Raw genomic sequence first — 13,976 nt, forward strand, 5'->3', positions numbered from 1 at the left:
ACTGATGGAACTCATTCCAGTATTTCAAGGCATTGTGGAAGTCACTTCGGCTCAGGTCATCGGGTATGAAGCGATGATACGGGGACGGATAGGCCGCACGCGGGTGGGTCCTGGAGACCTCTTTGCAGAGGCTCGAAGAACAGACAGCGTGGTGCAATTGGACAACCAGGCTCGTGCCGCCAGTCTGGGTTCGTATGTTCACAGGGAGTTACTCTTTCTTAACGTAGAAGTGCCGACCCTGGACATGAAAGCATTGACCTTCCCACCGCATGTGGATTTGTCCCGTGTGGTACTGGAGGTGACTGAAGCCGTCCAGTTTCAGCATCCCATCGAAGAGGTGGCCACGTATCTGGAACCGTTTCGCCGGGAGGGGATGCAGGTCGCCATTGATGACTATGGTCGTGCCTGGTCCAACCTGCCCCGGATTGAGGTGCTCCACCCCGAGTACCTGAAGCTCGACCGGAGGATTTGTGCCAATGTGGCGGAGAGGCCCAGCGTGGTCGCCGGGATGGTGAGTTTTTGTGAACGTGCGGGGATACACCTCATTGCGGAAGGCATCGAGACTGCAAAACAAGCACAGGTCATCTCAGATTTGGGTGTACGGCTTGCACAAGGCTATTACTACGATGTGCCTCATGCATTGCAAAGGGCTGCGGTGACATGAACCTGCATCTGAATTTGAATCTGTCCAGCCTTCGAGCTGCGGTACATCAAGTGAAAAACGCTCCAGCTGTCAGGAGGGCAGTGAAGCAGTATCCGCTTGGTCGGGTACTGCTTTTTGCAGTGGAGCACCCGCAAATCGCGATCGCGTTGGGGGTCGCTGCGCTCTACATATCCATGATGCTGCCAGCCACCATTTTTCTTGTGACGATGAGTCTGGAAGGCGTAAATGTGCAGCAGACCGTCAGTGCCACGGGGCTGCCCACATCCGTCAAACCGGGGGTCATCCCCACCCACGTCTTGCCTGCTCTGGAGCATGCAGCACAGAAGTACCGTGTGCCCTTACCGTTCCTAGCTGCCGAAGCCAAGGTGGAGTCCCGGTTCAATCCCAAAGCGGTGAATCACGGTTCCGGCACCCACGCCAGCGGCATGATGCAATTTGAACCGGGTACCTGGAACGGGTTTGGCGATCCCCTCACGGCATTGGACGAGTTTGATACAAATCCGGCACGCATTGCTCATTACGGGGGCTATGGGGTGGATGCGGACGGGAACGGCACAGCCAGTGTCTATGACCCTGCCGATGCTGCCATGGCAGCCGCGCACTATTTGCGTCATCTCTATCAAGGGTATGGCCACAACTGGAAACTGGCCAGCTACTGGTATGGCGCGGAGACACAGGCGTATGTGCGTGCTGTGATGCGGGATATGGCCGGGTTTGTACCGCCTGCTGAGAAAACGGGACCTGCGGCAGATTGGTTTATTGGTGGCAAAAAAGGTACTGCTGTTGTAGACCAGCAACCTACGCGTCTGACGCTGTCGACCCAAGCCTGGGCACCCATTTATGCGCCTACCGCGGGTACGCTCACCGTGACGTACAAGCCTTCCGGAGATACCCTCCAGTGGCAAAACGGGGTTGGGCTGATTTCCCTGACCTTTTCCGGGGGCCTTGTGGCCTGGGCCACGACGGGGACAGTGAGCGCTGGCCAGTTGATTGGATTTACGACCACGAAGAAGCTCGTCATCACCGGCAATGTGGACCCGCTGTCTGTCGTGGGCGGGAGCTTGCCTACATGGATAAGGATTTCATGACAGAGTGCGTATCCAGATAAGAGCAGCGGTACGATGTCAAGGCCCTAAGGTGACATAATATTTGTCGAATTGCTACTACGTTGGACGTGGTGCCAAAATTAGCAATACTCAACTAAGCCCACCCTACCTAGATTTTTAAAATATGGTGAAAAACCTAGGAACTGGTGGATAGAGGTCGATCGCGGTAAGTTTATGCGCGTTGTCGGACCCCTCCTTCCGGAGTGTAAAGTCGGTTGGTCTTTAGCAGATAGAAGACCACTCGCATCAGTTTCCGGGCTGTAAGCGCAAGGGTACGTCCCTCGGCAAATTCCTTTGGCTCCGCTCTCTTCTTGGCATAGTACTCGGCGAAAACAGGGTCGTGCACCCGGACACTGTTTGCCGCTTCAACCATGTAGTACTTGAGGTAGCGGTTGCCAGAATGAATCAGTCGAGTTCGGTTGGCTGTGAATTTCCCGGACTGGTGAACGGTCCAAGCGAGCCCGGCGTGTTTAGCGGCTTCCGCGTGGCTCTTAAACTGGCTTACATCCAGCTCAGCTACAATGCCGGAAGCAAGAATGGGACCGATACCGGGAATGGAATCAAGGGTTTGCGGGATCGTCGCCAAGTGGTCCTCAATTCCTTTGCGTAGTGCCTTCAGTTGCTCTTGTACCGTTCGAATCACGCGAATACTAGAAGCCATTGCGAGATTGACCGAGTCCGACATCGACTGGGGTAGCCGGTACGAGGAGCGAGCAGCCTTCTGTAGCACTTTAGCAACGACCTCAGGATTTTCGAATCGGTTCTTGCCATGTGCCACAAGGAATTCAATGAGACGCTCAAGGGGCATCTCACAGAGTTCCTCAACGGATTCGAATTCCTCCATGACAGCAATGGAAGTTGCCGAGAGCTTGTTTCTCTTAAAGGGACCTGTGCTGCTGTAGTCACTGAACTTGAGATACAAGTTCGTCATGAGGAAGTTGCTCTCTCTAGACAGATCCTGCATCAGGTGGTAGCGGGCTCGCGTCAAGCGCTGCAACGCCATGAGCGGCTCGCTCCAGGTAAAGGGATGCGGGAGAAGGCCTGTCCGAAGCTTAGCTGCGATAAACCAGGCATCTACTCTATCGTTCTTGGGGGCACTCAGGTAATGGGATTTCTTAAACTCCCTGATAAGACTGGGGTTAAAGACGTAGACCCTACGCTGAACACCAAAGTCCAAATGACGTTGCAGATACATGGCGGCATGGGTTGAGTAGCATCCAGTATGTTCGAGACCAAAGAGAATCTCTTCAGCCTGTTTCTGTTTTGCCAGCTTGGAGATACGATCCTGAAACTCTAAAATCCCAGGACGATTGTTGGTAACGGTGAATCGACTCACAGGTCGTTTCTCATCGTCCTGTGTTAAGCAGCAAACCACGTTCTCTTGGCTGCCTACATCAATTCCGACAAACAAGGAGGAAGTCAATATAATCACCTCCTTCAGGTTGGGATGCAGATGCCTGCGACCTCGGGATGACCCTGGGAAACCCATGAACGACAGCCTTGCGAGCTATTGGAATACACCAGACGTCATCGGTGCACGAGCCTCCTTCTGCTGGCAGGAGGGATGACGGACCGGGAAACAGTCAGCGTGTAGGTCTATTCCATGGGGCCAGGGGAACAATCTTTCCTCGGAAGACACCCTCAGATGAGGGGCAACGGGAGGGATAGGAACATTCCCTTGGTAGACACCTACGGCTATTTTCCCAAGATCAGCCCGAGGTCGTAAACACTCACTTTGTCACAGAAAGGTCTATCAACATTTGATTAGGTTTTCAAGGAACAGAAATTTAATAGAGCAACTACATTATGGTTTTACGTAAACCAATTCAGCAGCTGTTCTTAATATACAAGGGAGGGACAACGATGACTTGGTTCTGGATGTTATTGATTCCGGCTTTCGCAGCGGTGGTTTCTATAGAACGGTGGTATACACGAAAGATTCATACTGCCATCAGTGAGAGCTGGCAGTACTTTCGAGTGTTGCCGAAGGCAGACCATCAGCTAAAGGTAGCAGAGACCGTGCAATTTTTACATCAACTGTGGCAGTTTCGCCGCCCGGATGTGGTGGCTTTGCGCAAGGGACAAAGTATGTTCAGAAGCGTCTTTCATAAGACTTCAACGGGAGACGTTGCATGGTATCTTGCGGTGCCAACCGACCGGGTGCAGGGATTCAATGCGGCCTTTCATGCTGCCTTTCCCAGCCTGGAGGCGTTGGAAGTGAATCCGGAAGCGTTGGATTTCTTACAGCGGGTGCATACGGGCAGCCTGTTACAACTGGCGAAACGCGGGGAAGCTGCAGGCTTGCCCCTGTCCACGCTGAGAAGCGGGGACCCGCTGCCCGCGATCCTCTATGGGATGGGGGCCGGTCAAGAGCAGGCTACAGAGGAAACCGTCCTAGACATTGTGATGTCACCCGCCTCGGACCGGGCGTTGAGAGGAGCCGTTCGAAAAGCGGAGCAGGCCTTGAATCCTCGTTTGTCGAGGACGGAGGCATCTTCAGCTGCGGGTCTGATGGATGCGGGAATGAAGTTCGGCCAGGAGGTGTTGAATGAACTTTCTGACGGGAAGCTTCGTCAGCGAGGGCTTCTTCAACAAAACAAAGCAGCACAGGGGCCAAAATGGAATGAACTCGAAGCGTCGGTGCAGAATCAGGTGCAGTCGGTCCACAAGCGATACACGGGAACGGAACATGCCTTTCATACGTGGATCCGTCTTGGCGTATGTGCGGACCCGGACGACGGGAGGGAGCAGCACTTGAAATCTATCGGCAAGGCACGCATTCAGGCCATGCTCGGTGGCTTTGTTGGCTGGAGTGGCCATCAGTCTGTCATAGAGAACTGGCGATTTCGCGGCAAGCGGGCAGTGGAAAGCATCCGGCAGGGGCCTCCACCGAGAGGTCAGGAGATGTTGGTGACGACGGAAGAAGCCGCGTGCTTATGGCATCTGCCGGATTCTAAATCTAGCGTGTTTCAGTTCATTCCAGCCGTTCGGCAGCATGCCAAGACGCTCAAAGAGGGTGAACTCACCGAAGGAGTAACATTGGGCGTCTTGCGGCATCCAACTCAAAGTGGACGGCAGGTGGCGTTGCCACTGAAACAGTTTACGGAACAATACATTTTGAGTGGGAAAACCGGGAGCGGAAAATCCTCCGTATTGACAGAAATGTGTGATTCACTCATACAAGAGCGTCTAAAGAATCCCAACGCACCTGGATTCAGCCTTATTGACCCTGCGAGAGAAACCATCGTGATTCTCATGAGTCGGCTATTAAACTACAACTTGACTCCAGAACAATGGTCTAAAATTCATTATTTCAGTTTGTCCTCAACGGACTATCCAATCGGGCTGAATCTATTGCACAGGCGTCCGAATGAGGATCCGGATGACCTAGCCGACGAGGCTATGAGCCTCATGAAGTTTGCCTATGGCGGAAACACGCCACAGCTGGACCGAATCCTACGAAACGGGTTGAGGACACTGTTGGAGGATGAAAGTCGAAGTCACAGTGTAGCCGGACTGACCCCCCTGTTTCAGGACGAACGGTGGCGAACACGGGTGCTTCGTCATGTCAAAGACCCGGTGGTCCGCATGTTTTGGGAGAATGAATTTGAGGCAGCGAAATCTTCCATTGGCCCTCTCATGAATCGGCTGAGTCCTTTCATTTCGAACAAGACCATGCGCCGGATGTTTGGACAGCAGGACTTTACGCCGGATATCCGTAGATACATGGAGGAGGGACACATCATTTTTTGGGATGTGTTGGGGGTTAGTGAGGAGCGCATGCGGCTGGGGGTGGGGTTATTAATCAACCAGTACTACAAAGTGGCAAAGACTCGCGAATTTCACCCCAAGACTCATCTTCTGAAAATTGACGAAGCTCATCTGGTGCAAATTCCACGCCTCGGCAAAATCATTGCGGAATGCAGAAAATTTGGTCTGAGCTTGGGTCTGAGTACACAGTACGTAGATCAGTTGATTGACGAAGTGCGCCAATCTATAACAGAGATTGGAGGCAACGTGTTTTCTTGCTCTCAGGGGGCCACAGGAGCGGGTGTTGTGAGCGGGCTCACCAACCGACACTTTGATGCAGCATATCTGCAAGGACTACCTAAGAGGACGGTGGCTGTGTATACGCAGATTAATGACGATCCGAGAAGCTTTGAAGTACAAGCGCCGCCTCCGGTAAAGTACATGCCTGATGGTCGCCCCGCTCGTTTTGGAGATACCTACGAGGCGGAGCAAGACGAACGAGAAGTGTTGGCATGGACTATGCAAAAAGCGGAAGAACTTCAAAAGCGGGATACGAAGGCTGCTCCAGATGTGGATAAAGAACTGGATGAGTATTTGACCGAAGGGACAGCACTGCAAACAGTACAAGAACATGATGATGGTGAGACCTCTGAGGATGTGTGTAGAAGCTAGGTGTTTTGACCGGCTATTATGTCATGCAAGGGCTCATGGATGAAAGAGTTTCATCTTGTACGAGGGGGATAGTAATGATATTAGAATGGTCATCGACTTTGGCAACGCAATTTAAGCCGGAAGAACAACTTCTTGGCATACTTTTTGATGGCGGTATTATGACACGAGAACAGATTATGGTGGTTAGTAAATTTTCATTAAGAAAAATTCGACGATGTCGTGAAAGAGCTCATCGCTTGACGTCAGATGTGCCGATTCAAAAAATTGTCTTGGTAGGTGGTAAACAAGGCGTAGCATACGCCTTGAGTATGGTCGGAGTGCGATACGTGTATGAAATGCTCGGTTATGAGAATCATCGTGTCCAGACAGCGCCTGAAGGCCAGTTAAGCCACTACATCGGAACTAATAATGTGCTTGTTCGTGCTGTAGAAGCGTTTGGTAGAGAAAACATTGAATGGCTTTCTACGAGAGAATTAGCTGAAGATATAGAGTTGCAACGACGGTTGGGAAATCGCAGCAGTATCTATCGAGGACGACCTATTCGTCCAGATGCTTCTATTCGTATCCGCAAAAGTGACCCTGTTTGGATTGAATATGACAATAACACAGAATCTCCGGCGAAATTGGAACAAAAATTCTTAGCCTATTGGCAATTATCCCAGGAACGAGGGAAGAAGATGCGCACAGTGCTATGGGTCACCGGCTCTGAGCGAAGGAAAGACTATCTGGAGCGTGTGTTTAAAGCGATGACCAGGGTTCATGGATGGGGCGATGGAATGCAGCACTTGTTTTTTGTAGAAGGACAAGATACCAAGTGGTTGGAATCCAGTCACTAACTATCTGTAAACAGGGACATTTCCTGTATTCACGCGGGCTTAGAGACTTGTTTATATGCTTTTGTAAACAAAATTCTATCATCCTATACCCTCTTGTTTACAAACGTTCGAAAAACCCCGATAATCCTTTCCGTATCGCGGCTTTTTACTGTTTACAAGTTTTGTTTACAAAACGCTTTGACAATGGGCTGATTTTGCCTTGCTATCAACCTTTCGGGCTGTAAACACACCTTGTTTACACATAACTGTTTTTGATTCAATTTCACCTTATACATCAAGGCATTTTCGTGTTTACAAAATACCACGGAGGGGTATTCATGGACATTCCAGAGGAGAAAGTATATTCAGTGCGATTAAAAAGGAGCCTGCACCAAACCATCATGGAACGCCTTGAGAGCGGAGTTTCACAACGCGTTATCACCGCAGCTCTCATTCACTATTTCGCATCTCAGGAGTCCCAGAGTTCTGCACAGCTTGACCAGGTCATGACACGTCTGGACGAAATACGAGCTCTCATTAAGACTGGGTTGGCCGATAACAAGCCTGAGTTGCCCCATGAGACCCAGTTGGCATCTCCTGCCCCTGTTGAAACAGACCCTTTGGCCGACGACGTTGCTGCGTCTGTTTATGATTTGCTGAACGTCTAGCTATATCTTACTGCACTCCTTCATTGTCAAACAATACGTGGGTTTTAGCATAGGACAATACATGGGGTATCACATAGGTCATTGCACGGGCAACGATACTCCTCCACATCCCGCGCCCCGCTTGCGATCTCTCAATAGACTTGGTAGCTTCCGCTACCCTATTTTTCGTCACTCGCCATTGCTGCTTCGTCTGCCTCCACTGTCGCTCTGGTTCACAGCCCACCTGTCATCGCCTCAGCCTATTTGGATCGTTCCTCAAAACGCGGGACGCCTGCGGCGCTTGCTACAGCTATGCATCCTGTTCGTCGTGCTACCAGGATAGAAGGTGTCAGAGGTGCGACGTATCTGATGGCGAGGGAATGAAGTATTTTGATCTCGGGTTAAGGACTCTAGGGTCCCAAATCACAGGCAAGTGCTGTCACTATTGCCCACAAGTCAACTGGGGTGGATCTGCAAATTTGGTGAAAATAACTAGATGAAGTAGAATAATGAAGGAAATACACCTGTGCATTCCAGCCGTTCTTTTTCACGGGTGTGTGTAGGCCATGGTAAACACGTAGAAGGTGCAGGTTTGGACAGCTGCGAATATAGTGGATAATGGGCTTCGGAGGGATAGGGGTGACGTACAATGGGTTTCGCGAATTCTTTAGCAGGTTGACTGAAGGGCCTCAAGTTTCCAGCGAGTTAGATTTTCTTAGGGAAGTGGGGGGGAAGTTGCGACGTTACACTGAGATTGACTCGGGATTCTTCGTCTACTGCTTTTCTCAGAACCAAGAGCGGTCAGTGAAGGACAGGCACGTTTGTGTGCCTTGGGGAATGTTCCAAGAGACGTATGTACCTGAAGAATTGATGTCGCTTGCTTGCAGTGAAATTGGAACTTCGTTCCCAACGACGAGAAGGTGGGTACCTTTGTCTAGTATGCCACGAGCCTGGAGAGCTATAGAGCGACGTGACCCCGTTCATCGAATTGGAATTTGGCCGCTCATGATTGAAAAACGCCGCTCCGGCATGATTGTGGCGGCAACGGGCAAGTCGCTCAAATCTCTACCAGAGCAAGCCGCGATGCTGTTCATGGATGCTGTGGCCGCATATATTTCATCGGGAATCGAATCTATCGGACGTCTCCAGCAGGCGGAGGAGGTAGGTCGACGAGATGCATTGACAGGCTTATATAATCGTCGTGGCTTTGAGGAAAAGTTTCTCCAGATTCAGGACGAGGCTGACAAACTCGGCTGTCACGTTCTATTCGCCTTAATTGATTTAGACGACTTTAAACAGATCAATGACACACAAGGTCACCCCGCAGGCGATATGGCCCTGAAACGGGTTGGGCGCATCCTTCACGACGCGGTAGCTGAAAAGGGCATTGCAGCACGTTATGGCGGGGATGAGTTTGCTGTAGTATTGCTGATTGATGAGCGAGACTTGGAGGGAGAACTTAAGCGCCTTCAAGAAGGCATCGTGGAAAAGACAGAAGGGCTATCGGTGAGTGTTGGCGGTGCAATAAATGAGACAAAGGATGACTTGGCGACTTGTTATGAAGCGGCGGATGAGCGATTGTATGTGGCGAAGCGTTCATCACAGGTATCCGAAACGGATAGGCAACCGTTTTTTATAACTCCCGAGGAGAGGAGGATCGAATTAAGAAATGTCGAAAAAAGAGGAATGATGGAGAAAATGCAACGTTTGGAAGACGGAGGGATAAGGAGAGAGAGCGGAATGGAGAAGAAAGTGAACGGAAGTAAAAATACATATAAATCTATAAATGTAAATAACCCCCTACGGGGGGGGGGGGGGGGGGGGGTATAACCTCCCTAAAAACCCATTAAATACCTATAAAGTTAAAAAACGGGATGTTGTACAAAGCCTCCGACATGATTGTGTCGTTTCCCGGTATCAGCCTATCGTGGATCATTTGAGCGAGAAGGTGATAGGATATGAGGCGCTGTCGCGTCCGTGGTGGCGCAAAGATTTGAATCCGGAAGGTTTTTTTCGCAGAGCGGCAGAAAGTGGAATGTCATATGCAGCGGATAATGTAGCTCTACCGACGTGCTGTCGAGATGTTCTGGTATCAGGGTTCAGTAAGAAGAGCCTCGAATTATGGGTAAATGTACTGCCATCAACGTTGTTGACCCTTGCTTTGTTGGAGACTTACGAAGTTTGCTTCGAGATACCGGCCTTCCTGAGGAACAACTAACTCTGGAGATTACAGAAATTGTACCCTATGATTCTGAAGAGTTGGTGGACAAGATTCAGATATTGCGGGAGTTGGGTGTGAAAATTGCATTGGATGATGTCGGAACGGCAGTTCATCACTCATAGCAATAGCAATTTGAATCCGGATTTTATCAAAGTAGATCAGCAGTTGATTCACGTGTGGCAACGTCAACCCGAAGCAAAGAGTACTTTCTGCATTAGTGGACTATATGGGTGATGGTGGACGAGTGATTGCGGAGGGGGTGGAGTGTAAGGAGGATTTAATTGCGGTGAGTAGAGCGGGTATTTCGATGAGTCAAGGATTTTTTTGGAGTAAACCCAAGAATGTGAATGAGCTGGATGAACTTGAAATCTCACTGGAAGCAAAGAGGTTCTCTATGTATCGGTTGAACCTCATTGAAAATAGACCGATTCAGAGCGAGATGTTCATTGAGAAGAGCCGGGAGGTGGATCATCTGATATCTCTGATCATGCGTCGAGAGGACATGAAGCTGTCTCACTGGGTGAGACCGTAGTTCAAGCGGAGGTCAGTGGGTTGATGTTTGCCATGTTCCAATTGTCTGGAGTAATACACATCGTCCAGTTAGCGCTGTTATCGGAGTTCATCCTCCTCAATTACTTTATTTGACGCCACTGCGGCCTTGGTTCACAGTCACCTGTCATCGTCTCAGCCTATTCGGCTCGTTCCTCAAAACAGGCAACGCCTTTGGCATAGGCTACCGTATGTATATTCTGTTCGTTATGCTACTAGGATGAAAGGCTCAACAGATAAGCCCATTTTTCGCTGGATTCGTCATGGTGGGCTGCACTTACAATCCATGATAGGGGGATTCACACTACATGATTACCAACACCCTAAAGTCGCACTTCATCAGAGGTTTACAGCCTAACTGCTGTACCGTATTCCCCCATCAGCCATGGCTAAGTTGTGCCGAACTCCTCACAACACCGTTACACCGCATGTCAGGGGTAGGTTTGCGGTCTAAGTTCAGGCGGGATGAGTGTGTGCCACATGATGGTCGAGAATTTTCATGTCACAACCCAAGTGCTTAAGCAAGATATCAAGCTAACCATGACGCAACGATGTAAGGCTCACTAATCGAATGTATCCAATGACAATCAGCATTGCCAGCATATAAGAAACAAACGTCCACCCCAGATTCCACCCATGTTCATAATGAACGTACTGCAGTACTACGCCGACGGCTTCAGCCAATGTTAACAACAGAGAACTTACCAATACAACAATCCCGCTTCTAACGTGCTGGCGTAATGCAAACGTAGAAAAGCTTGCAACTACTGGATATAAGCCAATATTTACAGGTAATGCAAATAAAGTTTCAGGGTTGACCGCTAGTGTGGTCGACCAGAAGTCTAGTGCAAATCCAAGTTCATTAATCACACAAGCTACAGCAATTGCAACTGGAGTCGTTAGCCAGATTGCGTCTTTATCCCATTTCCACAGACAGATGCCTGCAATCCATGGGATAAGAAAACCTCCGATCCATAAGAAGAACATTATAATACCTCTTACATTTGTTTTTTGTATTTATTCCCTTGTGCATTAGTGGTTTATTCAATTTATAGTTTATTAAATACGCCCATTAACACGCTTTAACTACATAAAAAGGGAGTTGTAGGTCGTTCCGTAAGAGTTATTTGGTTTTACAAATTGACCCCAAGGCACAGGTTAGGTATGTACCATGAGATAAAGCGGCTACCAAAGTCAGTCTTTGTGATTAATACTGCGAGGGTCTCCTAGATGGACTTTCCCCTCAAGGCTGAAGCCAAGTAGTCGATATCTTTGCACTCCCGTAAGTTCTGACCCTGGTATGCGCTGTCGTTTTAATATCGAGAGCTTCATTCAAATGTCTTCTAGCACAGTCATACTGTCATGAAGAGCCAAAATATTCGTGAGGGAATGCATTGTTCAGAATTGGTTATCTTGTTAAAAATAAGGGCAGCCCATCAAAGGGACTGCCCTTCCAAAGTTGCAGAGATTTCATCGGAGGGCGTAGACATAGGTCGTTCAGGTTCCGTGACACCTAGGCGTTCTTTAATAGCATATTGAAGCAGTTGTGAGAAGTTCAATTTTTGGTTCTCTGCAGCATCGTTTAGCCATTTTGGAATGGTAAGCGTCTTCTTAATGGATTTATTCGCCATTTCATCACGAACCAAATCCATCCACGCAGTGACTAACAGGGGTACCGCCGACATTTTAACGAAAATATACGCTAAGACATTTATTGGAACGTGAATGCAAGCTTTTCCTACTCTAAGAGTTCCCTGAAACATGAAGAAACACGGTATATATACACCGCGTTCCGCATATTCATTCGTATTTGTGTGACGGCCGATCTTGCGCTAACGCCCCCTTATGCGCAATAAATTTTCTAATGAATTTTAAGCTAACAACAGTAGGGTGCTGAACTGGCGTCTCGGTATCATGCTAATTTCTGCACCCAGTTCCGAGTTCTGCGATACCACAAGAACAATCCTGCACGGAGTGCATTGTCGCATGCGATGCTTACCCACACAGCGGGTAAGCCAAATCCTAAACGCCAGGCGAAAACGTAAACCCGAGTGTTCGAATCACCCAAATACCTATCATTGTGGTTATCATCGGGAACCTACTGTTTCCGCCAGCTTGAATTGCAGAAGTGTCGACCAAAACAGCAGCCAGGAATGGCTGGGAGAAGATATCGATTGCCAGGATGATAAACAACAGATGAATGACGTGTTGATTATGAGTAAACAGCAGTCCAATCCACGGGCTGAATAGACATAACAAGATCGCCACTGCCGTCATGGAAACTGCTGATTCGATATAGCTCCAACGGCGATATATCCTGACATCCGATTCATTGCCGCCTCCGATCGCTTGCCCAATCGTAGCGGTTGCCGCTACCGCGAATCCATTTCCGATAGTGAAACCAAATGTGGTGAGCGTGCCAGCGATGTTATGTGTTGCATAGACGTCAACACCCATGCGCACGATGAGACCGAAATAAACAACTTGACCAAGACGCATGGATAGACGTTCTAATGCGGCGGGCACGGCGAACTTGATCATGCTCCAACTCAATGATCCCGAGAGCGTCAAGTCGGACCCATGCAATGTGAGTGCTTCCACGCGCCGCGACTTAACCCATAGGCGAATCAGTGCATACAAGCGAGCAATCACCATCGCGATGGCTGCTCCCTCAAGTCCCAAACCATGGAAGGACCCAACTCCGAAAATCAACACGTAATCGAGGATGACGTGCAAGACGTTCATCTCCAGTCCCACACGAAGTGGAACTTTCGTTAGACCAAGAGCCCGAAACGCAGCAGATTGAGCAGTAAAAAATGCAATTAAGGGTGAGATCCCGAGAACAATCATGAAATATGGTAGCGCCGTCGCTTGCAACGTCCCTCGCGTACCCATGATATGTAAGAGTGGTATCGCGAACAAAAACGAAATCACGGATACAATGAGTCCGATGATTAACGCGATAACAAATCCGTGCCATATCACTGAACGACCACGTTCAAGATTCTTCGCACCAACGGCGCGCGATAGGTACACGGAAAGTGCTGCCGAGACGGCCGTAAATACTCCGATGTACTTGGCACTGTAGACGTTGGTCACGCCAACGGCGTCAATGGAAATTAGTCCTAATTTGGCAATGAAGAACGTATCGACTACCCCTAGTAAATTCTGCAGATACGATTCACAAATAGCAGGCAGTGCGATTTGGAACACCCGCTGGGCTTGTCGCGGAATTGTCGTGACAACACTCAATTCCATCTTCCTTTCCATGTATCAACACAGTCATCTCTTGACGAGCATAACCAATACACCTGCCAAGCACACTACAGCACCAATCCATTCAGTGATCAGGCGTGCGTTTGTCAACAAACCATCCCCAAAACACAGCCATTGCTATAAATATCCCGCCATAAGCGGCGTACGTCTTTCCAAATGAAAATTCTTGGCGAGTAGCATACCATACAAAATCATGGCAAGAGCGCCAATGGGGATAAGGAGAGAGAGCGGAATGGAGAAGAAAGTGAACGGAAGTAAAAATACATATAAATCTAT

The 13,976-nt window shown here is 49.3% G+C and carries 11 protein-coding genes and 2 pseudogenes; 8 read left to right on the forward strand and 5 right to left on the reverse strand.

What is annotated here, in order from left to right:
• Nucleotides 1-4 precede the first annotated feature (4 nt).
• Together GI364_RS03395 and GI364_RS03400 are read left to right on the forward strand one after the other, a co-directional pair.
• Nucleotides 5-664, forward strand: coding sequence for an EAL domain-containing protein (locus GI364_RS03395; protein WP_198852317.1), 660 nt, complete (start codon nt 5-7; stop codon nt 662-664).
• Nucleotides 661-1,752, forward strand: coding sequence for a lytic transglycosylase domain-containing protein (locus GI364_RS03400; protein ID WP_198852318.1), 1,092 nt, complete (start codon nt 661-663; stop codon nt 1,750-1,752). The genes GI364_RS03395 and GI364_RS03400 overlap by 4 nt, the downstream gene beginning before the upstream one ends.
• Nucleotides 1,753-1,942: 190 nt before the next feature.
• Here the strand turns inward: GI364_RS03400 and GI364_RS03405 are convergent, their stop codons facing one another.
• Nucleotides 1,943-3,193 carry an IS110 family RNA-guided transposase gene (locus tag GI364_RS03405; RefSeq protein WP_198849677.1) on the reverse strand — a complete coding sequence of 417 codons (1,251 nt, stop codon included), beginning with the start codon at nt 3,191-3,193 and terminating at the stop codon, nt 1,943-1,945.
• Between the two features lie 440 nt (nt 3,194-3,633).
• Here GI364_RS03405 and GI364_RS03410 point away from each other — a divergent pair, with 440 nt between their 5' ends.
• The 6 genes and pseudogenes from GI364_RS03410 to GI364_RS03440 all read left to right on the forward strand — a co-directional run bounded on the left by GI364_RS03410 (nt 3,634) and on the right by GI364_RS03440 (nt 10,407).
• Complete coding sequence (locus tag GI364_RS03410; RefSeq protein ID WP_198852319.1) at nt 3,634-6,192, forward strand: type IV secretory system conjugative DNA transfer family protein; 2,559 nt, start codon at nt 3,634-3,636, stop codon at nt 6,190-6,192.
• 74 nt (nt 6,193-6,266) lie between these two features.
• Nucleotides 6,267-7,028 (forward strand): replication-relaxation family protein, encoded by a 762-nt coding sequence (locus GI364_RS03415; protein ID WP_198852320.1) that lies wholly within the window; start codon nt 6,267-6,269, stop codon nt 7,026-7,028.
• A gap of 317 nt (nt 7,029-7,345) precedes the next feature.
• Complete coding sequence (locus GI364_RS03420; protein WP_198852321.1) at nt 7,346-7,675, forward strand: hypothetical protein; 330 nt, start codon at nt 7,346-7,348, stop codon at nt 7,673-7,675.
• 618 nt (nt 7,676-8,293) lie between these two features.
• Nucleotides 8,294-9,484 carry a GGDEF domain-containing protein gene (locus tag GI364_RS03425; RefSeq protein WP_198852322.1) on the forward strand — a complete coding sequence of 397 codons (1,191 nt, stop codon included), beginning with the start codon at nt 8,294-8,296 and terminating at the stop codon, nt 9,482-9,484.
• Nucleotides 9,485-9,581: 97 nt separating this feature from the next.
• Nucleotides 9,582-9,997 (forward strand): annotated as a pseudogene (locus GI364_RS25300) (EAL domain-containing protein).
• A gap of 164 nt (nt 9,998-10,161) precedes the next feature.
• A complete protein-coding gene (locus GI364_RS03440; RefSeq protein WP_198852324.1) occupies nt 10,162-10,407 on the forward strand; it encodes a hypothetical protein in 246 nt (81 codons plus the stop codon).
• 551 nt (nt 10,408-10,958) lie between these two features.
• Here GI364_RS03440 and GI364_RS03445 read toward each other — a convergent pair.
• The 4 genes and pseudogenes from GI364_RS03445 to GI364_RS25305 form a co-directional block, all read right to left on the reverse strand.
• A complete protein-coding gene (locus tag GI364_RS03445) occupies nt 10,959-11,411 on the reverse strand; it encodes a hypothetical protein (RefSeq protein ID WP_198852325.1) in 453 nt (150 codons plus the stop codon).
• A gap of 449 nt (nt 11,412-11,860) precedes the next feature.
• On the reverse strand, nt 11,861-12,187 hold the full coding sequence (locus GI364_RS03450) for a hypothetical protein (RefSeq protein WP_198852326.1): 327 nt from the start codon (nt 12,185-12,187) through the stop codon (nt 11,861-11,863).
• 259 nt (nt 12,188-12,446) lie between these two features.
• Entirely contained in the window at nt 12,447-13,676 is a 1,230-nt protein-coding gene (locus GI364_RS03455) for an MATE family efflux transporter (protein WP_198852327.1), read from the reverse strand.
• A gap of 30 nt (nt 13,677-13,706) precedes the next feature.
• Nucleotides 13,707-13,875 (reverse strand): annotated as a pseudogene (locus GI364_RS25305) (hypothetical protein); the annotation flags it as partial.
• Between the last annotated feature and the right edge of the window lie 101 nt (nt 13,876-13,976).

The sequence above is a fragment of the Alicyclobacillus sp. SO9 genome, assembly GCF_016406125.1.
GTDB lineage: Bacteria > Bacillota > Bacilli > Alicyclobacillales > Alicyclobacillaceae > SO9.

Excerpts from the sequence above, each read along its gene's own strand:
- GI364_RS03410 (WP_198852319.1), top strand. The coding sequence starts at position 3,634 with ATGACTTGGTTCTGGATGTTATTGATTCCGGCTTTCGCAGCGGTGGTT.
- GI364_RS03395 (WP_198852317.1), top strand. The coding sequence starts at position 5 with ATGGAACTCATTCCAGTATTTCAAGGCATTGTGGAAGTCACTTCGGCT.
- GI364_RS03445 (WP_198852325.1), bottom strand. The coding sequence starts at position 11,411 with ATGTTCTTCTTATGGATCGGAGGTTTTCTTATCCCATGGATTGCAGGC.
- GI364_RS03420 (WP_198852321.1), top strand. The coding sequence starts at position 7,346 with ATGGACATTCCAGAGGAGAAAGTATATTCAGTGCGATTAAAAAGGAGC.
- GI364_RS03400 (WP_198852318.1), top strand. The coding sequence starts at position 661 with ATGAACCTGCATCTGAATTTGAATCTGTCCAGCCTTCGAGCTGCGGTA.
- GI364_RS03415 (WP_198852320.1), top strand. The coding sequence starts at position 6,267 with ATGATATTAGAATGGTCATCGACTTTGGCAACGCAATTTAAGCCGGAA.
- GI364_RS03450 (WP_198852326.1), bottom strand. The coding sequence starts at position 12,187 with ATGTTTCAGGGAACTCTTAGAGTAGGAAAAGCTTGCATTCACGTTCCA.